This is a genomic window from Entomobacter blattae (assembly GCF_014672835.1).
Classification (GTDB): Bacteria; Pseudomonadota; Alphaproteobacteria; order Acetobacterales; family Acetobacteraceae; genus Entomobacter; species Entomobacter blattae.
In genome coordinates, this window is record NZ_CP060244.1 from 2164983 (window position 1) to 2184972 (window position 19990).

Sequence of the window (19990 nt, forward strand, 5' to 3'; positions counted from 1 at the left end):
AACCTGCTTATAATAAGGGTAGCAATAAATGACTTCGATTATCTATACTGGTGGAGAGATTACTTATAATATCTCAGACTATCCTAGCGATGAAGATATCTCTGTTTTAATGAACGCGAATGTTAGCGGTGCTATCAGTTTTACCACGAATACGCCCGATACCGTTTTTGACAAGGCTATCAATATTACGAGTGAGCAAGACCCGGTTAACGTTAACATCTCTCTTAGTTCTGCCAATATTCGTGCTATCAATATCTCAGGGATTTCTGGCCAGTCTTATATCGATACAACATCTCAAATCCAAAGTCTTTTTGTCCTCGGATCCACTTCTTCTGGTCAGATCTCTATTTTCTATCATCAAAACCCCACGGAGATTCAAGCGCCAATTCTAGCGTTAGCCCAAGCCCAACTTATTTTAAACGAGCTTACTGAATCCGTAACCACCACCCCTATCAAGGTCTATGGATTTGATGCTTCCTCCCCTGAGACGACTAATACGATATGGGCAGGGGAAAGGCCCATACAATATTCATCGATCTCCCAAAATTATCCGGCAACAACTCTCATCTATGGTGGAGCACTCGAGGGGAATATCAGTATCTTACCCTACAGCAATAATTCTATTGATATTCCCAATAGTTTTTTTGATGAGCAAACCATCAAAGCCGACCAACTTAATGTCCAAGACCTCATATTAAACGTATTTTTAGATCCCTCTCTTTCACCGAGCTACACCATCTCTAATACTTCAACCACAGATATAGTCCATATCTTCCAGCAAACGGGGCAAGTCAATTTTACAGGAATCAACGCTATCTTGGCCCTCAATAATGCTAGCCTTGCAACCACAGTCAGCACCCTGAACCTGACAGGGTCCGATGAGTTATGGAACGGAAATGGTACAGCCACCATCACCACCAGCAATGATAATAACATTCTTGTTAACTCAGGAAGTGGCAACATTATTATTAATAACGGCAGCAACACCACAATGGGCACCCTCAACATTCTCAACAGCGGAGAAACAGGGCGTGGAACAATCTCTTACACACAAGGAGCAGAAACTGCCTCCATTCTCGGCCAACATAGCGCATTGACCGCAACTTTGGGGAGTGGCACAGCCACGGTGGATGTAGGAGCTTATACTGATAGTTTTACAGAAGGTAATTTTTCTCTGACCTTAGGATTAGGCAACCTTATCATTCAAAACTTCACGAACACTTCTGCCACCAGTGCAACCTCTCAAAACCATATTTTCTTAGGCTCTGGTCAGTCCGTCACTCAAGCGATCTATGATTTCGAAAGTAAAAATACTGTTTTCCAAATTAGTAATGGAAGCACGACCAATCGTGTCACTTTTGAAAATATCAACCTTGCTGGCTCTAATCCCTTTAGTTCCCAAACCTAGCTTTAGGACAAGTAAGCCCCTATTTTTTACAAGTCAATAATCATGAAAAGCCCTATAAAGTTCTTCAAAACCTCTATAGGGCTTTTTTCTTTAGTATATATTCGCTTATCAAGATATTCTTTCCCATCTTATTATGTCTTACACTGAAGTGATAGGCTGTTTTAAAAGCATATGTTTTATATCCTTCCTAAAAACTCCTTTCCTCATACAATATTCCCTTCTACCTTTATAGCGATATCACTGGTTTTTGGTTTTGGGGCTGGCCCAGCTTATGCCAAAACCCCCCATTCCAACCCCCTACCCACGAGCAGTATTTCTATACCGCCTGCCATGTCTCATAAAATGATTGAGCAAGCCAGAGAAGACATCACTTTTCATATGAAACAGGGAGGCATTCCTGCCATAACCAAGGCTATCGCCTTATGTTACACTCACACCTCTACCCTGCCAGAATTACGCCTAAAATGTATATTGGAAGATGTTACCCTGAGGGTTCATGACCAAAAACTAAGAACTGCCATTGAACATCTCACCCATAAAGATCCAGGCCCAGTAGCCCCTTTTTTAGAGCTAGAAGCCCAAAATTCGAGAGATAGTTTATATATTCTCCCTGTTTTTAAGACGATGGAAAATGCCGCCCGTTATTTTTCCCCAGCCCTTGGCCAAACCTTGCCTATTATGAGCAAGATACAAATCGGAAAATAGGCTTACTCTTCTTTAGAACAAGCAGCAAACAGCTTTTAAAATACTCCAGTAATAGTCAGACATGTTGAGCCCATATAATAAACTGGGCTGATTAACCTTACTGCAAAACATTCCCCTAATTTCGATTCTTTATAGAAATAAAATTTTACTTCCTCTCATAGTGGACGGTAAATCCCCGATGCTTGTCCTTTAATTAATAACGTAAAAAAAATAATTGCAATTATGCAATAATTTCTTATTATTAACGAATAGGTTTGCTTTTATAAGGTAGTAAAAATGGCGCATACAACAAATACACCCCTACCCACAAACATTGAAATTCTAAAAGATCAGCAGGTTATTCTAAACGGCTATGATTTTTCTTCTGTTAAGAATATCACCCTCAACGGTGGGTCTCTTGCTTTTAATGTGGAGAGTTTTTCCAAAAACAATTTTACAGGAACAATCAATATCGGCCCTAATGGGGGCACAATTATTATTGATCCTAATGGGGTTGGAATTACGACATTCCCCATCACAATCCGGTATGTTGATGCCAATGGGAGCCCCACAAACATCATCCCCGACTTTAGAATTAATATTCAAAATATTAACCCAAAATCAATATATGATCCTGTTTTGGCCTCTTTCGATGGCACGAACACTGTTTTTGGCTATAATCAGCCCCCTCTACCAGATGTTCCTAAGCCTTGTGGCCCAAGCATAATTTTTGCAGGCGACGTTTTTGGTATTCAAAGCCACACCTATAGCACCTTCCCTGGGATTGTTTATCCTGATGGGCATCTCGGTATCCTTATCCACTCTAAACCCTCCTATCCCTGCTTTCTGCAAGGAACAAAAATCCTTACCCCTGAGGGTGAGAAAACTGTTGAAAGCCTCAAACGGGGTGATGACGTGATTATCTCTAAGGATGGTCAGAAAGTTACTCAAAAAATTACCTGGGTTGGAACCAAAACCGTGATTGCCAAAGGAGAAGAAACCTATCCGGTAAAAATCTCTAAACATGCCTTAGAGACCAATGTCCCTAACGAGGACCTCTTAATTACTTCTGAACATTGCCTTTACCTCAATGGTTATCTTATCCCTGCCCGTATGTTGGTTAATAACCGCTCAATCACAATTGAGCAGTCTCATAGCTCTTTCCATATCTATCATATCGAAACAGAGCAGCACTCCCTATTGATTGCCAATAATACCCTAACAGAAAGCTTTATGAATACAGGTAATAAGAACAGCTTTGATACGGCTGAAAATATTATTACCTTTGAAGCGAGCTACAAGCAGGATGTTAAAAACTGGGAAACAGATGCTGCAGCCCCTTTAATGACAGAACGGGCAATTGTTGAGCCAATTTTTAGAATGATTGAACAGCGAGCACAAACACTTGGTTTTGAAAATAATAGCCCAGAAATAGCTCTTACCACCGATACCGACCTGCATCTGGTTACAGATTCTGGAAAAAGCTTGTATCCTACACATATGAAAAATGGCTGGGTTTATTTCTCCTTACCGCAATCCGCCACTTATGCCTATTTGGCTTCTCACACCAACAAGCCTGCAAAATGCTTTGGCCCCTTCGTTGACGATAGAAGAGATCTTGGCGTTTGCATTAACAATATTGTTGTAACCCAAAATAAGGAAATAATAACCCTTAATTCCTTTTTAACAGAATCCTTACCAGGCTGGAGCAATGTTGAGGGGAATAGTTACCGTTGGACAAAAGGGATGGCGCTTCTTCCCACCCTGCCGGCTGCTAAGGGAACCAACATGCGGATACTTGCTGTAAAAATCCAGTCTGTGCTCTCTTATCCAGAAAAAGTAAGTCATGCGAACAAAGATCTATCGGAAAAACATCTGGCAGCTAAAAAACGTCTGGCCAGCTAAGAGTAAATTCTTATCAAAGTCCCTCCTATGGAGAAGGTTTTTCTTCCTCCATAGGAGGGACTTTGAATTTTCCATAAGCTGTAATTTTTTATGTTTTTATTAGACCATTCAAACTTTTAATGAATTATTTATAATTTTAGCAAAAATTCTTAATGTTATATTTTCATAACAATTACGATTGAAAAACAATATACAAAAATATATTATAGACTCACGTCATCGACGTAACGCTTTATGATTACAAAACATAAATATTAATTTTGGTTACAACGAGGTAAAAATGAGAGAATTAACAGTAACAGAAACTGAAGAAGTTGGTGGTGGATTCTTCCTGCTCGGGAGTTTGCTTGCTGCCAAAACCTTGTTTGTAGGGGGGCTGATCAGTTCTGCCATTGGTGGGTTGACTTTCCTATCTGGCAATATCCATCACACCAATAATGGAAATAATCTGGGCAAGTATCCTTACCCTATCTACCCAGATACAAGGCCTTACTAAGCCTAATGAAAAAATAGGTGTGGCTCAAAGCAGACCACGATTAACCTTGATGTGGTCTGCTTTTAACCTTATCTTAGGACGTTTCTATTTTACTCATCTCCTTTAACGATAAAGCAGAACAGTTTGCCTCATGATCGTTAATAAGCCCAATAGCCTGCATCCACGCATAAACAATGGTTGGGCCCACAAATTTGAAATTCAGTTTTTTTAAATCTTTTGAGAGTTTTTCAGCCACTTTTTGCATGGAGGGATCGGGTTTTCCAAAGCAAAAATGCGGTTTATGGTTTGTATAATGCCAGGCTAAATCTGAAAGCCCACTCCCCTTTTCTTGTAAATCGATAAAAGCTTGGGCATTTTGAAATACGGATTCAATCTTTAATTTTGAACGAATAATACCAGGATTGGTCAATAAGGCTGCTTTTTCGGCTTGCTTCATAGCCAAGATCTTTTCAGGAAAAAAATCATAAAAAGCGTTTCTAAAATTTTCTCTTTTATGTAACACGATCTTCCAAGATAGACCCGCCTGAAATCCTTCCAAAATCAAGTTTTCCCATAATGCCCTATCATCAAAAATGGGAATTCCCCATTCTGTGTCATGATAATGCTGCATTAGAGCATCATCTCCCACCCACTGGCACCGATTCATATTCTTTCCAAACTATATTTATGATCGCAGGAAGAAAGAGGAAATTCTTTTCTTCCTGCTAACTTGCCGCAATTTTTTACAAAGGTGTTTTCTAGTATAAAGGCGTTTTCTGGCAAAATTGCCTTAAAAAGAAGAAATGACTAAGGTTTCCCTTTCACAAAATTTACAATGGCCTTTATAAGCCCCATACCCAAAACAACAAGAGATGTTATTACAAAACCGACCAACAGCAGGATTCGTTGAAAAACACTTAAAGAGGTCTGGCGATCAGCGGGCTCCTGGTTATTCATGCTCTGCTCCTATTCCTATTTATAAAAATTCTACCCTTATTAAACGAAGCTGAGAATGAAGTGTTTTTTATTTTCATAATGATGGATATAGATCCATGTTAATGCATGACAGCATAGCCAAAACTATCTGTCCACGAGCTACCATTCCACCATACAGGAATCCCTCTAAAGCTAATACCTGCCAGACGGCTAAAGCAATTGCTACAATAGCGCTGGGTCCCAGCACTAGGCTTCGTTCCTAATCCATCATAGGTTACAGATTCTATAGAAATTTGCTTTAACCCCTCTAACTTTACTGTACTACCTTTCTGTGAACGAATCTGTAAGCTATTCTCCCCATTACTCTGCATCGCAATCTGATCAGATGGGTTAGAATAAGAAAAAGTAATGCTGGCCCCCATAGGAACGCTAAGAGCAGAATTAGCAAGCAGAAATGTATTCCCCAAAAGAACACTTCCGTCAAAATTCTGTCGGATACCACAAGCACCTGATCCCCCACAGAGCTCAAGCCCCCCATTATTACTTTGGCGATTCCATACAATTTCTCCTTCATTAGTTCCGCTATCGATATCACCTTGAGTGCCATCAACAACCAGCGCTAAATGCATTGCCGTTGAATACCACCCAATCTCCGTATTTTCCTTGGAAAGATAATGAACAAAGCGCAAGTTATTTGAGCCATTATCTGCATAAGCATCATACTCAAAGCCAATCCGCTTTTGTTTATATCCTGTCCCAGAGCGCCCTACGCCTTCGTTTCCATGCACATAAAACGAATTAGATTTTATAACATTATTTCCTGAGGCTTCATTAACAAGAAGATGGTTAGGAAGATCACCTGCCAGTAACATATCATAACTATCAGTTGTTAAAACGCTAGGATCAGGCCGCGGTCCCCCAAAAACAGGAGAAATGGTTACTCCATGAAACGATACGCTATGCGGTCTTGTTTCATTGGTAATGAACATATCAATCTCTTCGGCTTCAAAATTATGAATGGGAGAGGTCGCCTGGGCAGTTGCTCTGTTTCCATCATACATCATAAAAAGATTTCGTCCAAAGCTCTTATCTGGTGCCCCCACAAAAACCACAGGTTTTTTATAATCAGAGCGGTAAATATCATAAATAGCTGATGGAACCTGCCCGACCTGATCTGAACCAATCCCTGGGACCGCCCAGCCTGTGACATAAATATGTTTTGAATCCCATCCGCGGACATAGCTAAAGTAATTTCGCATTGTGGGAATTTCACCTTTGGCGAGTCCCGTTTCTGCTAGGGTTGTGTCCATGGAGTTTGTTTGAATATACATGTTTCGATGAAGACGATTCATTTGGTCCTCTGTCATCGATGTCTTTAACGTCAGCCCATCAGAACTATAACTTTCTACATCCAGTACCATACGGGCTTTGGTATTATCGATATATTCATACAATCCAACCTGATCATAATTTCCAGAACGGTGAACTCCTCTTGCTCCTTCCCTATAATCAACCCCAGAAATGGCAGGCCTACCGCCCCCTTCCTGAATAGAATCCTGAGAAGCAATAAGACATAATGCACATCCCGCCCCCACTGGGCCATAGGGTTGCGCAGAAATATACAAACCGTGGGAAAGTTTATTCCCATTATTATCCTTATACCCACCGAAGAAACTTGATTCTTCACCAGCTATCTCATCAGTTTCCCCGTTGACCAGATCAATAAGTTTTTCTCCGCTTTTATTTAAAACCGTAACTTTGTTAAAAGTCGTATCTTTTTCAGAGCTTAGAATATTTGTTGCCACACTCGTAGAAGAGCTCTGTAATTCTGCAGCTTTGGCTAAGCTCGTTACAGGAATTGACACAGGGCTCTGTACCAACCCGAGGCTGATTGCTCCACCATAAGTTAAGAGCATCATCAATAATCTTCGTGTCATGATTGTTTTCCCTTGCCGTATTTCGTTGCATGTAAGGGGATCCCTCATGCAAATTGCCTAGGACAATCACCAAAAAACCTTTTTATTCGGGAAAATAATTTTAAGACGAGCCGTCTAAAAATAGATAAATAAACATAGCTTAGCATTCATATTATCTATTTCGTTCTCAAGGTTATTTATTTCTATCAAAAGAAATGACCCCATTCATGCGAGATCAGAAGGCAAAATGGAAATAATAAAGAGAATCTCTCTTCTTTTGAAGACACATAAGCCGTAAAAGAGTAATATTGTTAGAAAGGATTACATTTTCTTTTTATAGGAAAGTCATCTTGCTTGTTTGAAATTTTATTTTTGAGTTATGATTTTCATATAATTTATTTTGATGACACCTTTTACTATATAGTATTAATGGACAAAAAACAAAATAAAAATTATTGATTACTTATTACGATAATACCGATAAAATATTTAAACGTTTTTTCTTAATATATTCTTTAAATATTAAGAAAAACAGAACCTTGAATAGGAATTTCATCTTATTTTAACTTGCAAATCTTCTTTTTACTGAAACAAATATAAACTTTTCTTACATATCCCAATGAAGACCCCAGGCAATTCATTATCTGAGATATATCCTGACATGAGAATAAAAAATACAGCTTTATTGGCCTTATAGTTCATAAAATGTGGGAAATATTGATAAAATAGGCAGCTGAACAGAACAAAAAACTATGGCCCTAGCACCTGCCATATCACCACTCATACCACCTTGAGATATGTTAAAGGAATGTGGCCAAAACACACGCTGAAATAGCAATAGGAAAAACCAAGATCTTAAAATTGCCCAAAAAGAAGAGCAGAACGCACTATAAATAAAATTGAGAATTTCTTGAGTGCTAAAACAGGGGAATAACAGTGCTAAATTATAATTCCACAATAACAATAAATCTTAAAATTCCCTATACAAACCAACTGGTTAAGTTGGTAGCGGCGGACGGATTTGAACCGCCGACCAAGGGATTATGATTCCCCTGCTCTACCACTGAGCTACGCCGCCATTTTGTTATGAAACGGAGATAGAATTTTTTACAAAAAAAGTCAATCCTGTAAAATGAAGGGAAGAAAACATCTTCAGCTTATTTTCATGGTAAGGTTATCATCCCCCCTGCCCAATCCCGTATAAAACCCGCCTCTACAGCCTTTCACCTCTCTCTAAAAACTGCAAAATTTTAAAGAATGCCTTATTCCTTCAACCATCGAAATCTCTCACGATTCCACCCACGAAAGAAGGCTACTCTTCGCCTTCCGTAAATAAGGGGGGTTCTACAACTTTGGAAGCCGCAGGCGGGCGCCCCCGTCTCTTCTCTGTCCGAGCAGGTTTTTCCACTTTTTCAGCAACAACTTCCTCACTCTGGGGTGGCTGCATCCTACCACTCTCCTCAGGGGGAGTTGGGGTCGGAGCTTCCATAGCAATGGATGGCTGTTCGTCTTCCCCCTCTCCTGAAGGCACAAAGGAAGTAGCCTGTCGGTTATTAGCTTGCCGGGTAGTGTTATTCTGCTGGCCTGCTTGTACAATGGCATTCAACACGCGAAAATAATGTTCAGCATGCTGAAAATAACTCTCTGCTAAGACCCGATCCCCTGAGCTGGTGGCATCCCTACCATGTTGAAGATACTTCTCAAACAATTGCTGGGCTGTTCCCCGCAAGCGCACATCGGGCCCATTACTATCAAACACATGGTTACGATTAAAGGGAACATGGTTGTTATGATGCCGCTGGTTGCTGCTATTATTGCCAGAACGATGATAACGGCTTCGCATACGTTTTGTATTCATAAATGAAAGCTTATTCCCTTCTGCCTGTAACTCATTTAACCAATATTTATTACAAAAAACGATATTTACAGAAATACCTCTATAAGACCGAATAGAAACATGACCGAAAAATATTTTTCAGGTTTTCATTCTTACTAAAAAGCCACGCCTTTCTCTTCTCTAGATCAAAGGAAAGGTTGGACTTTCTGGAAAACCCCCTTAACACACTGTAATAACCAGCCTTTTAAGGGATATAAAGTGATAAGGCATAAACAAAAAGCCACACTTTAAGAAGTGGGTATTATTGTAATAAAAACCCTATTTTTTCAATATAATTATTTTCTTGTTCTGTCTATATTTTTTACTTCATATAGCCAGACATTTCATCCAAACGTTTGAGAGACCACCGGCTCTTTTATATACTTAGTTCTACAAAAAATGCAATACTCACCCTTCAATACCTACCCTATCGCCAAGCTTTGTGCCGTTCCCCCCTATCCTGTTCGCCCATTAAAAATAGCAGCCATCGTAATGGTGTATAATGAAAATGTTTTTTTACCACTATGGTACAAGTACTATGGCAGGCAACTAGGAGAAAGCAACTTATTTGTTATTAATCACTCTAGCAGCGATGGCTCTACAAACTTCATAAAAACCAATCTCATCTGCCTTCCCCGAACAGAGATTGATGAAATCGAGAGAAGAGCGTTTATAGAGAAATTCCATGCAGGTTTATTAAATTATTACGATGTGGTTCTTTATACAGACTGTGACGAATTTATTATTCCCCGACCAGACCTTTATTCCTCTTTAGCAGACTATATAACCCGCCATTTAGAGGCTCCCATTATCCGCTGTGCGGGAATTGATGTTGTGCAGGAATCCTTTGAACAGGCTCCCCTTGATTTTTCAAGTTCTCTCCTGACCCAACGCCCTTACGGGCATCTTAGTCATTACTCTTGTAAGCCTCTCATTGCGTCTAGGCCTGTGCAATGGAGTGCCGGCTTTCATGAATGTAAAGAAAACAGCTTTTTCGATAGTACCCTATGGCTTTTTCATATGAAATTGGCTGATGTTGAATATGCCCTTCAACGCCTCGCACTCACGCGCTCTTTAACATGGAGTGCCAAAGCTCATGAAATGGGTCATGGGTCTTCTCACCGCATTGATGATGATTCCTTACGAAGATTTATCTTTTCTCTTCAGCAAAATAGGAAAGAAGGAATTTTAGATGAAACCGAATTCTACTCTCAATTCCAATCTAAGGAGAAAACACCCTTGATGAAAATACCGCCCATGTTTTACACACATCTTTAAACATCCAAACACAACAAATATTGGATATTGGAATCTCTTTTAGAGAAAACATTTCTTGGCAAGAAGGCCTCTTCACACCTGGCCTTTTATGCCCCTTTAGTCCCCCTTCCTTTGATGCTGAAAACTGATAACACGAGGAATACCAGACAAATCATCCACAACATCCATAATCTGCCACCCACTTTTTTCTGCAAGGGTTATCACTTGACACTCTTGCCCAACCCCTATCTCAAAAAAACCTATCCCTTCTGGCTTCACTATATTCTTAAGCCCTAAAAATAGGTTTTTATACATATCCATTCCCTCATCTCCACCATCTAGGGCCGTCATCGGCTCATAAAGGCGCACATCGGGCATGAGATGAACAATATCTTTTGTGGGGATATAGGGGGGATTTGAAAATACCACGTCAAAATTCTCTGTTATTTCCCTTACGCCCTCTGTTACCATAAAACGGCTACGAGCGTGAAGATGATTGATGTGGGCATTCTCCGTAGCCAGGGCTATAACCGCTTCTGAAATATCCGTTCCTAGCCCAGTGGCCCTACAATATTCGCTCAAAACTGAAAGCAGTATGCACCCTGTGCCAGTCCCTATATCCAATACACGTAAAGGCTCTTCTCGATGAGGAATTTTTTTTAATACCGTCTCTATCAGCAATTCTGTTTCGGGGCGTGGAATAAGGGTTGAAGGATTAACTTTGAAATTTAGACTCCAAAACCCTTTATAGCCTGTAATATAGGCGAAGGGCTCTTTTTGCCCTCTACGCTTCAGATATTGAAAATAAACTTCTGTTGCAACATCTTGCCTCTTATCGGCAAGCCTTAGCATCATAGGCTCAACATTGAGGGCTGCAGACAACAATAACAACGCCTCCCGCTCAGGCTCCTCAACCCCTAAGCCTGCAAGGTAATCCCTTCCCCAGTGAAGGGCTTGTTCTAAAGGCATGGCTTTAAGAGAGAAATCAAAATATGAATTCATATTAGGGGCAAATCATGATAAAAGTAAAAAATGCAGACATTGTTAAATAGCTCAATCTTCCCTCTTAAATCAAAGCTGCTTTTAAAGTGGTGGGTAGGTTTTACCCTTTGCCTCATGGGAACTTTTGAGATCAGCACAACAGCTTATAGCGCTGAGTTTATTATTAAAAACCAAAAAGCCCCCCAGGAAATATCGGAGAGTTCCACCGTTTATATTGATGGAAAACCTGTCGCCCATTTTACGCTAAACGATACCACCAAAGAAATCAGCAAAACCATTACCATTCCAGATATTACCCAAAGTGTCTCCTACGATTTATGCGGAAGAATAACGATAAGAAACGCTGCAGGTCAGCCTGAAACCCACGAGATTAATTCCAAAGGTATTCTCTACTCGCCTCAAAGTAAAACCTTCCTCGCCATTGTTACTGCTGACTTCAAATATTACTACCTTGCCAACCCAGAGGATCCCAACGGACATAAAGTTCTTGAAGGTCATTCCAATATCTGTCTCTCTCCTTCAGTTTAGTCATGCCTGTAGCCTGAAACCGCCTGGCATGGTTTTCCATCTGGAGAATAATCAGGGCTAGCATAAGGTACAAATAATGACGATCCCTCTCAGCTTTTACCCCTGCCCGCTTACTCCCTTGAGCTAATACCCGTAGAAGGTGATCAGTAAGCCTCGTTCCTCTTTCATTGGTCTCTTTTCATTGACCTCTTTTAATTAGCTTGAGCCGCCAGAAGAGCAGCTTGCTCTTCTTGGGTTAGGGCATCTACAAAATCATCCATATCTCCTTGCATGATTTTTTCAATCTTGTGCAAGGTTAACCCAATTCTATGGTCTGTAACCCGTCCTTGTGGGAAGTTATAGGTACGAATCCGCTCTGAACGATCCCCTGTTCCAACCTGGGATTTACGATCGGCTGCCCGTGTGGCATGCGCCTGTGCCCTCTGCTGCTCATACAAACGGGCCCGTAAAATTTTCATGGCTTTGGCTTTATTCTTATGTTGGCTTTTCTCTTCCTGCATAGCCACAACAATGCCAGACGGGATATGGGTAATCCGTACAGCACTTTCTGTTTTATTCACATGCTGCCCCCCAGCACCCGAGGCCCGATAAACATCGATGCGTAAGTCAGTTTCATCCACATGCACATCAACTTCTTCAGCCTCTGGCAAAACCGCAACCGTTACGGTAGACGTATGGATACGCCCCTGACTTTCAGTAGCAGGTACGCGCTGTACCCGATGCACGCCTGATTCATATTTAAGCCTGGCAAACACATTTCGACCGGTGATGCTGGCTATTCCTTCTTTAAGGCCGCCCAGTTCATTTTCACCAAGTTCTAAAATTTCAAAACGCCAGCCATTTTGCTCTGCATAACGGCGATAGGCATCAAACAGCTCTCTTGCAAACAGGCCAGCCTCATCCCCCCCTGCAGCAGGGCGCACCTCTAAAATAGCACTGCGCTCATCAGCCTCATCCTTGGGAAGCATCGCAAGGCGAACGTCTTGTTGTAAAGCAGGAATAGCCTCAGCCAAACGCTGGAGTTCGGCTTCAGCCAGAGCTTTCATTTCTGGATCTGTAAGCAGCGCTTGGGCTTGCTTTTCTTCCTCTTGTGCCTGACGTAATTCTTGCACAACCCGAACAATAGGTTCCAACTGAGCATATTCGCGAGAATAAGCACTAAATTCTTCACCCGAAACACCACTCGCCAAAAGGGCTTCAAGCTCTTCAGACCGGGCAAGAATAAGGTTTAAACGATCATCAAAGGACATATCAGGCCCTGACCTGTGAAGACGTAAAATAGCGGCCAATATCGTGTTGATGAATGGTTTCCTGTAGGCCCGTTTCCATATTTTTAATTTGAATGACCCCTGTTTTCATTTCTTCTTCACCAATAATAAGCACATAACTGGCATGAATTTTATTGGCTCGCTCCATACGTTTTTTCATATTCCCTTTATAGGCCATTTCTACTTCAACGCCTAACAACCGCAATTGCTGCATAATCGCAACGCCAGCAGCCAGGGCCTCTTCCCCCACAGGAATGACAGAAACGGATCTGTTTTTTTCTGGCATGGTGGTTACAAGCATGGCTAGCCGTTCAACGCCGGCGGCCCAACCGATGGCGGGTACAGCAGGCCCCCCCATTTCCTGAACCAGGCCATTATAACGCCCCCCCGCCAAGACTGTACCCTGGGCCCCCAGCTCTGTTGTTACAAATTCAAAGGTCGTGTGGCTATAATAATCCAAACCCCGTACGATACTGGGATCTTCCTCATAAGAAATGCCAAAAATATCCAGCATTTTACGAAGGTCATCCCAAAAAATCTGGGCTTCCCTGGTTAAAAATGCCTCTATACAAGGAGCAAGGCGAACAAAGTTTTTATCTTTCTCATCCTTGCTATCAAGAATACGCAATGGGTTCCGCTCAAGCCTTTCCTGGCTTTCTGAGGAAAGTTGGTCTTTTACTTCCCGAAAATAAGTTACAAGAGCTTCACGCCAGGCCATACGACTTGGCTGGTCTCCCAAAGTATTCAGCTTTAAAGTCACAGAAGCACCTATCCCCAACTGCTCTAAAATATTGGCAGCCATTGCCAACATCTCGGCATCGGCTAAAGGTTCTGCTGCCCCCAACAATTCTGCTCCAATTTGATGAAACTGCCTGTAACGCCCTTTTTGAGGGCGCTCATAACGAAACATGGGGCCAGCATAAAAAACCTTTTGAGGCAAAGTTTGTGTTAAGCCATTTGTTACCAAAGCCCGGCAAATAGCAGCCGTTCCCTCTGGACGTAATGTCAGGGACTCTCCTCCCCTGTCCAAAAAGCTATACATTTCCTTGGAAACAATATCGGAGGTTTCACCCAAAGAACGGGAAAATACCTTGGTCTCTTCAAAAATAGGTGTGCTCCATTCCTCAAACCCATAGGAGGTGGCCACCTGTTTTGCTCTGTAAACAATATAGGCGTGGCGTCGCTGTTCTTCGCCTATAAGGTCGTGCGTACCCCGCACGGCTTTTATATTACTCACCCTTACTTATCCTTACTTTTACTTAATCCTTACTCTCAGAAAAGGCAGACTCTCTTTAATATAACTGCCTTTATACCGCCCCTTACTGACAGCTTCTCTTACTCTTAACAAATCTCATGAACAGCCTGGCCTGTATAAAGAACACCCCAGCAACGCCCTTAACCCTCAGCTCTACCTACCAAATACCTGAAAAATACTATTCCGAGCAGGTCTTATCCACACTCATGATGCAACGAACCGGCTATAGAGATCGTGTTTTATTCTTTAAAAACAATGGGTAAATACACTATCCTAAACTGGTACCTTATGGGTTTCAGCCTTGTTTTGTTCGAGCTCTTTTATTGCTTTTACACGTTCTTCAACAAGGGAGACAATATGCTCTATCATATCTTCAGCAGGAATCGCATGGTCTTGTTTACCAGCCATATAAACCATATGCCGGCCAGAACCACCCCCCGTTAGACCAATATCCGTCATTAAAGCCTCACCTGGGCCGTTTACCACACACCCAATAATAGAAAGCGTCAACGGTGTTTCAATATGGGAGAGGCGTTCCTCTAGGGTTGATACTGTTTGGATCACATTAAAGCCCTGGCGTGCACAAGAAGGACAAGAAATAATTTTTATCCCCCGATGACGAAGACCAAGTGTTTTTAAAATATCCCACCCCACACGCACTTCTTCCTCTGGCTCTGCGGAAAGAGAAACGCGCATGGTATCACCAATGCCAGCCCACAAAAGGCTTCCCAAGCCTATGGAAGATTTTACAGTGCCTGCCCTTTTGCTACCCGCCTCTGTAATACCAATATGTAAAGGATAATCGCAGGCCTCTGAAAGCTGCTGATAAGCGGCAACCGCCAAAAAGACATCCGAGGCTTTGACACTAATCTTAAATTCATGAAAATCATGGTCTTGCAGGATCTTGATATGCTCTAAGGCGCTTTCTACCAGGGATTCTGGATTAGGTTCACCATATTTCTCCAAAAGATGCTTTTCCAAAGAACCAGCATTCACCCCAATTCGAATAGAGCACCCATGATCCCGAGCTGCTTTGACCACTTCCTTAATCCGCTCTGCACTACCAATATTGCCCGGATTTATACGCAAACACGCAGCCCCCGCCTCGGCGGCTTCAATCGCTCGTTTATAATGGAAATGAATATCTGCAACGATTGGAACATTCACTTCATGAACAATTTCCTTTAAGGCGACTGTACTCTCCTTGTCTGGACAGGATACCCTAACAATATCCACCCCCGCCACTTCAGCTTTACGAATTTGCTCTACTGTGGCCTTAACATCTGTTGTAAGGGTGTTTGTCATGGTTTGTACACTAATAGGTGCCCCACCCCCTACAGCAACGTTGCCAACATGAATCTGGCGGGTTTTACGCCGTTCAATTTGCTGATAAGGACGATAGCTCATACAATTTCTCTCCAGATAGGGCTTGGATAGGCGGATGCTTCATAATATAGACTATTTGCAGGATTTATCAAAAAAATTACAGAAGGAGAAAGAAGAAAACCAGTTAAATTTTTCCTTATTCGTCCGAATCCTCTGACTCTGTCTCTTTTTTAATAGAGGTGGCTACAGCATGACTATTTTGCAATTGTTGGGCATTCAAATCATCTGCTGTAACACGACGATGAACCGCACGAGAGGATTTCTCCTTTTTCCCTGACCAACCAGCCCATTGCTTTCCGCCCGTATTCCTCGAAGAATTTTTTACACCTTGGGGTTTAGCAGCCACCCCACCTTGTCCCTGGGGCACTTGGTCTTGGGGAGAAGGAGCACCTTGAGAGGAAGAAGCCGCATCCCCTCCTTGCGGCAAATCCTCATGCTCAGTAGCCAGGGTAGAAACGTTCGAAGAAGAGGAAGGTTGTGCCTGAGAAGAAGAGACCTGAGAGGAAGATATGGGCGGTATTTCAGTCTTTTTGACAATCCCCTTTTGTAAAAGCTGATCTGGTATAAGCGCAATATTGCGGGTGGAAGAACCACTCCCCTCGACAACACCACTGCCAATTCCTGAAACCGAAATTTCTAACCTTCCACCATGTGGGCCCATATTCATAATGGGCTGTTGAGCCTCTTCTGGAACTTGCCATTTCTCGCCCGCAGCCATCATTTTAGAAAATAGACTTTTCTCACCATCAGAAACGTTCAGCCAAAGCTTTTTCTTAGCCGTAATAATCACTACCGGATGAAGATTTTCTGCTGGAGCCACATTTTCTTCCGCTTTTTCTTCATTGGTTCCATGATCCATCTCTTCCTGAAGGACCTCATTGCCTTGAGCAGGAGGAATTGGGCTCATTTTATCATTATCTGTTGTCTTACCACCGCCCAGCGTTGTCAGTAACGATAAAACATTTTTGCTCTCACTCACCTTATGAGTAGAAAGATCTGGCATTTTATTGGGCTGGTCATCCCCTTCAGGAGTATTGGGCATCATGGAAGCAATTTGAGGGGAAAGATGCTGTTCTTCCGCCCCTGCCACTCTCCCTTCTGCCTCAACAACCGCTTCTTTCTGCGAAGAGGAATTACCCCCGCTTCCCCCAAATTCATACCAGCCTATATAAGCGCCCAAAACCACAAAAACTCCCATGGCCACCCACACTGTGGATGGGATAGAGCGCTCTGATTCTGGAACAGGAAAATGGAGCACGGGATGTTCCATCTCTATACGATGCTGTTTACGAAAAAGCTCTACAATCTCCGCACTATCAAGCTGCAAGGCCTCGGCATAAGTACGTAAAAACCCCAAGACATAAGCAGAACCTGGGAGATTATCTATCTCTTCATACTCTAGGGCATGAAGATAACTTTCTTTGATTTTCAGCCACTTAGCCACATCTTCAAGATTCCAGCCAAGCTCTTCCCTCCTGTCCTTTAAAAGAAGGCCTACACGCAAGGTACTAGGTTCTTGGAGAGAAGATGGCTTGCGTGAAAAAATCAAATTCTTACCCCTTATCAATTTCAAGAACATGTAAAAATTGGCGTTCTAAGGCCCTCACAGCCTGATCAACCAGTGCATTGATAATATCTGCAACAGGCAGCATTTCTTTAACCATCCCCACCGATTGCCCTGCCATGACAGAACCATTTTCTACATCTCCCTCAATAACTGCACGCCGTAAGGCACCAGCCCAGTAATGTTCAATTTCCAGTTGGGCTTCTTCTTTTTGTAATTCACCTTTCTGAAACTGATCAAGTACCTTTTTCTGGAACGTAACAAATTGGCGTAAATTCTCGTTAGCAATACATCTTACCGGAATTACAGGAAAACGCTCGTCAACCTGTACTGTTGTTACGGCATCCCGCGCAGACGAACGCAAGAAAAGCTGTTTGAAATGTTCGTGGGCAATACTTTCCTTGCTGGCAGCAAAAAGGGTGCCCAACTGGGCCCCCGCTGCCCCTTGCTCCAAATAACTGACAATGGCTTCCCCTCGACCCAAGCCACCTGCAACAAAAACGGGAACATCCTTTATTTCTGGCAAAATTTCCTGTGCTAGTACAGTTAAGGATACAGGCCCGACATGACCACCAGCCTCTGAACCTTCTGTGATCAGGGCATCAACCCCCAGACGAATAAGGCGCTTGGCCAAAACCAAGGCTGGGGCAAAGGCCAAAAGCTTAGCACCTCCATCCTTTACAGCTTTAACAGCGGCAGCAGAGGGGATTCCCCCTGCCAAAACAATATGACTAACACCGGATTCCAGGCAAACTTGAATAAGGCTATCCAAGCGGGGATGCATAGTAATCAGGTTAACACCAAAAGGTTTTGTTGTAAGGGCCTGTGTTTTTGCTATTTCCTGCTCCAGCATGGCAGGCTGCATGGAGCCCCCGGCAATAACCCCAAAACCCCCTGCATTAGAAATCACTGAGACCAGATTATGCTCACTCACCCAGGACATTGCACCACCGAGCAGGGCATACTCACTCCCTAAAAACTCTACCCCACGCCGCCATAACGCTGTAAGCTGGCGCCTGGCCCTCACGCGCTGTTCCTTCTCATCCATCCGGTTTGTTACCTTTAATCCTCTACAATGCAGGCTTATTATTTTAGCCTATGGCTAGTTAGCAAACTGTAAATGTTACTTCTAGATTAAAACCCAGATTAAAACGCAGAATTGCCTTTCCCCCTAATCCCCCCTCTATAAATTAGCCTGCCTGGGCCATATCCAAGCCATAGGCCTTATGCAAAGCCCTAACAGCCAACTCTGTATATTCGGCTGCAATCAACACCGAAACCTTGATTTCACTGGTAGAGATCACCTGCACATTAATAGAGCGCTCAGAGAGTGTTTGAAACATGGTGCCTGCAATACCGGCATGAGAGCGCATCCCTATACCGACAACACTAATTTTAACCACGGAATCATCTGTAACAATTTCCCCATACTGAATATTGCCCCGCTCCAATTCCAAAATCTGAATAGCTCGAGCAAGGTCTGTTTTGGAAGTGGTAAACACCATATTTGTTAACCCATCACCGCCAGAACTTTGCACAATCATATCCACATTGACATTAGCCTGAGCCAATGGCACAAAAATGGCAGCGGCTACCCCAGGCCTATCGGGTACATTGCGAACCGATATTTTTGCCTCATCCCTGGAATAAGCAATACCCGTTACTTTTTCTTTTTCCATAACCTCTTCCTCATCAACAACCAATGACCCTGGAAGTTCCCCTTCCATCGGGGCTGGGCCTTCTACAAAACTGGAGAGAACCTGAACACGGACCTTTTCTTTCATAGCCAATTCTACGCTACGGGTTTGCAGCACTTTTGCTCCAACCGAAGCCAGCTCCAGCATTTCCTCATACGTGATTTTTTCAAGCCTTCGGGCTTCGGGCACAATACGGGGATCGGTTGTATAAATTCCATCAACATCGGTATAAATATCACACCGACTAGCAGAAAGACTGGCCGCCAACGCCACCGCTGAAGTATCGGACCCACCACGGCCTAGCGTTGTTATTCGCCCCTCTTCGCTAATCCCCTGAAAACCTGCAATAACGGGCACATATCCATTTTGCATGGAATCAACCAGCACAGAGCTTTCTATTGTCTCAATACGGGCCTTACCATAGGCATGATCTGTTTTAAGGGGAATTTGCCAACCTTGCCATGAACGAGACTTTAGACCTAATTCTTGAAGGGCTATAGCGAGCAAACCGCTCGTAACCTGCTCACCTGTTGCAACAATCGAATCGTATTCCTGAGGGTCATACAATTTTGCCAGACTGTTGCAATACCCCACAAGGCGGTTGGTTTCACCCGACATGGCCGAAACAACCACAGCGACCTCACAGCCTGCCATGACTTGCTTTTTAACCTTCTGTGCTACCGTTCTGATACGATCCAGGTCGGCAACAGATGTTCCACCAAACTTCATCACTATTCGTGGCTTTGTATTCACTCTTCCCTCCCCGATCGCCAAACCACACTTCCTCAAGTTACTGGCTCAAGTTACTGACCCAAATGACAGGCCCAAATGAC

Annotated in this window: 17 protein-coding genes and 1 tRNA gene; 6 read left to right on the plus strand and 12 right to left on the minus strand. The window is 42.8% G+C overall.

Annotated features, from left to right (window positions below; translation table 11 throughout):
• Positions 1-28: 28 nt before the first annotated feature.
• The 4 genes from JGUZn3_RS09625 to JGUZn3_RS09640 all read left to right on the plus strand — a co-directional run bounded on the left by JGUZn3_RS09625 (position 29) and on the right by JGUZn3_RS09640 (position 4493).
• A complete protein-coding gene (locus JGUZn3_RS09625) occupies positions 29-1408 on the plus strand; it encodes a hypothetical protein (RefSeq protein ID WP_203413308.1) in 1380 nt (459 codons plus the stop codon).
• Positions 1409-1579: 171 nt separating this feature from the next.
• Positions 1580-2113, plus strand: a complete 534-nt coding sequence (locus tag JGUZn3_RS09630; protein ID WP_203413309.1) for a hypothetical protein — start codon at positions 1580-1582, stop codon at positions 2111-2113.
• A 276-nt stretch (positions 2114-2389) separates the two neighbouring features.
• Positions 2390-3997: a Hint domain-containing protein gene (locus JGUZn3_RS09635; protein ID WP_203413310.1), complete on the plus strand. Its 1608-nt coding sequence runs from the start codon at positions 2390-2392 to the stop codon at positions 3995-3997.
• A gap of 280 nt (positions 3998-4277) precedes the next feature.
• A complete protein-coding gene (locus JGUZn3_RS09640) occupies positions 4278-4493 on the plus strand; it encodes a hypothetical protein (RefSeq protein ID WP_203413311.1) in 216 nt (71 codons plus the stop codon).
• A gap of 73 nt (positions 4494-4566) precedes the next feature.
• On the opposite strand, the gene JGUZn3_RS09645 is transcribed toward JGUZn3_RS09640, so the two are convergent.
• The 5 genes from JGUZn3_RS09645 to JGUZn3_RS12750 all read right to left on the minus strand — a co-directional run bounded on the left by JGUZn3_RS09645 (position 4567) and on the right by JGUZn3_RS12750 (position 9182).
• Positions 4567-5139: a DNA-3-methyladenine glycosylase I gene (locus tag JGUZn3_RS09645; protein WP_203413312.1), complete on the minus strand. Its 573-nt coding sequence runs from the start codon at positions 5137-5139 to the stop codon at positions 4567-4569.
• Positions 5140-5279: 140 nt separating this feature from the next.
• On the minus strand, positions 5280-5429 hold the full coding sequence (locus JGUZn3_RS09650) for a hypothetical protein (RefSeq protein ID WP_203413313.1): 150 nt from the start codon (positions 5427-5429) through the stop codon (positions 5280-5282).
• Positions 5430-5527: 98 nt separating this feature from the next.
• Entirely contained in the window at positions 5528-7345 is a 1818-nt protein-coding gene (locus JGUZn3_RS09655) for a hypothetical protein (RefSeq protein WP_203413314.1), read from the minus strand.
• A 982-nt stretch (positions 7346-8327) separates the two neighbouring features.
• A tRNA-Met gene (locus JGUZn3_RS09660) sits at positions 8328-8402 on the minus strand.
• A 234-nt stretch (positions 8403-8636) separates the two neighbouring features.
• Entirely contained in the window at positions 8637-9182 is a 546-nt protein-coding gene (locus JGUZn3_RS12750; RefSeq protein WP_203413315.1) for a DUF4167 domain-containing protein, read from the minus strand.
• Positions 9183-9599: 417 nt separating this feature from the next.
• On the opposite strand from JGUZn3_RS12750, the gene JGUZn3_RS09670 reads away from it, so the two are divergent.
• A complete protein-coding gene (locus JGUZn3_RS09670) occupies positions 9600-10478 on the plus strand; it encodes a glycosyltransferase family 2 protein (protein ID WP_203413316.1) in 879 nt (292 codons plus the stop codon).
• Between the two features lie 96 nt (positions 10479-10574).
• Here JGUZn3_RS09670 and prmC read toward each other — a convergent pair whose 3' ends face one another.
• Positions 10575-11459 (minus strand): peptide chain release factor N(5)-glutamine methyltransferase, encoded by an 885-nt coding sequence (gene prmC, locus JGUZn3_RS09675; protein WP_203413317.1) that lies wholly within the window; start codon positions 11457-11459, stop codon positions 10575-10577.
• 114 nt (positions 11460-11573) lie between these two features.
• Between prmC and JGUZn3_RS09680 the strand changes: the two genes are divergently transcribed.
• Positions 11574-11987, plus strand: a complete 414-nt coding sequence (locus tag JGUZn3_RS09680) for a hypothetical protein (RefSeq protein ID WP_203413318.1) — start codon at positions 11574-11576, stop codon at positions 11985-11987.
• Between the two features lie 191 nt (positions 11988-12178).
• On the opposite strand, the gene prfA is transcribed toward JGUZn3_RS09680, so the two are convergent.
• The 6 genes from prfA to JGUZn3_RS09710 all read right to left on the minus strand — a co-directional run bounded on the left by prfA (position 12179) and on the right by JGUZn3_RS09710 (position 19886).
• Complete coding sequence (prfA, locus tag JGUZn3_RS09685) at positions 12179-13237, minus strand: peptide chain release factor 1 (protein WP_203413319.1); 1059 nt, start codon at positions 13235-13237, stop codon at positions 12179-12181.
• A 1-nt stretch (position 13238) separates the two neighbouring features.
• Positions 13239-14492, minus strand: a complete 1254-nt coding sequence (hisS, locus tag JGUZn3_RS09690; protein ID WP_203413320.1) for a histidine--tRNA ligase — start codon at positions 14490-14492, stop codon at positions 13239-13241.
• 291 nt (positions 14493-14783) lie between these two features.
• Complete coding sequence (ispG, locus tag JGUZn3_RS09695; protein ID WP_203413321.1) at positions 14784-15917, minus strand: flavodoxin-dependent (E)-4-hydroxy-3-methylbut-2-enyl-diphosphate synthase; 1134 nt, start codon at positions 15915-15917, stop codon at positions 14784-14786.
• Positions 15918-16032: 115 nt separating this feature from the next.
• Entirely contained in the window at positions 16033-17445 is a 1413-nt protein-coding gene (locus JGUZn3_RS09700; RefSeq protein WP_203413322.1) for a helix-turn-helix domain-containing protein, read from the minus strand.
• A gap of 4 nt (positions 17446-17449) precedes the next feature.
• The gene (locus JGUZn3_RS09705; protein WP_203413323.1) at positions 17450-18508 is read right to left on the minus strand and encodes an NAD(P)H-dependent flavin oxidoreductase; all 1059 of its coding nucleotides are present in this window, start codon (positions 18506-18508) and stop codon (positions 17450-17452) included.
• Positions 18509-18650: 142 nt separating this feature from the next.
• Positions 18651-19886 carry an aspartate kinase gene (locus tag JGUZn3_RS09710; RefSeq protein ID WP_203414903.1) on the minus strand — a complete coding sequence of 412 codons (1236 nt, stop codon included), beginning with the start codon at positions 19884-19886 and terminating at the stop codon, positions 18651-18653.
• Between the last annotated feature and the right edge of the window lie 104 nt (positions 19887-19990).

What these genes read in the sequence shown, in the direction of transcription:
- JGUZn3_RS09625 (WP_203413308.1), top strand. Translation starts at nt 29, where the DNA reads ATGACTTCGATTATCTATACTGGTGGAGAGATTACTTATAATATCTCA.
- JGUZn3_RS09630 (WP_203413309.1), top strand. Translation starts at nt 1,580, where the DNA reads ATGTTTTATATCCTTCCTAAAAACTCCTTTCCTCATACAATATTCCCT.
- JGUZn3_RS09635 (WP_203413310.1), top strand. Translation starts at nt 2,390, where the DNA reads ATGGCGCATACAACAAATACACCCCTACCCACAAACATTGAAATTCTA.
- JGUZn3_RS09640 (WP_203413311.1), top strand. Translation starts at nt 4,278, where the DNA reads ATGAGAGAATTAACAGTAACAGAAACTGAAGAAGTTGGTGGTGGATTC.
- JGUZn3_RS09645 (WP_203413312.1), bottom strand. Translation starts at nt 5,139, where the DNA reads ATGAATCGGTGCCAGTGGGTGGGAGATGATGCTCTAATGCAGCATTAT.
- JGUZn3_RS09650 (WP_203413313.1), bottom strand. Translation starts at nt 5,429, where the DNA reads ATGAATAACCAGGAGCCCGCTGATCGCCAGACCTCTTTAAGTGTTTTT.
- JGUZn3_RS09655 (WP_203413314.1), bottom strand. Translation starts at nt 7,345, where the DNA reads ATGACACGAAGATTATTGATGATGCTCTTAACTTATGGTGGAGCAATC.
- JGUZn3_RS12750 (WP_203413315.1), bottom strand. Translation starts at nt 9,182, where the DNA reads ATGAATACAAAACGTATGCGAAGCCGTTATCATCGTTCTGGCAATAAT.
- JGUZn3_RS09670 (WP_203413316.1), top strand. Translation starts at nt 9,600, where the DNA reads ATGCAATACTCACCCTTCAATACCTACCCTATCGCCAAGCTTTGTGCC.
- prmC (WP_203413317.1), bottom strand. Translation starts at nt 11,459, where the DNA reads ATGAATTCATATTTTGATTTCTCTCTTAAAGCCATGCCTTTAGAACAA.
- JGUZn3_RS09680 (WP_203413318.1), top strand. Translation starts at nt 11,574, where the DNA reads ATGGGAACTTTTGAGATCAGCACAACAGCTTATAGCGCTGAGTTTATT.
- prfA (WP_203413319.1), bottom strand. Translation starts at nt 13,237, where the DNA reads ATGTCCTTTGATGATCGTTTAAACCTTATTCTTGCCCGGTCTGAAGAG.
- ispG (WP_203413321.1), bottom strand. Translation starts at nt 15,917, where the DNA reads ATGAGCTATCGTCCTTATCAGCAAATTGAACGGCGTAAAACCCGCCAG.
- JGUZn3_RS09705 (WP_203413323.1), bottom strand. Translation starts at nt 18,508, where the DNA reads ATGGATGAGAAGGAACAGCGCGTGAGGGCCAGGCGCCAGCTTACAGCG.
- JGUZn3_RS09710 (WP_203414903.1), bottom strand. Translation starts at nt 19,886, where the DNA reads ATGAAGTTTGGTGGAACATCTGTTGCCGACCTGGATCGTATCAGAACG.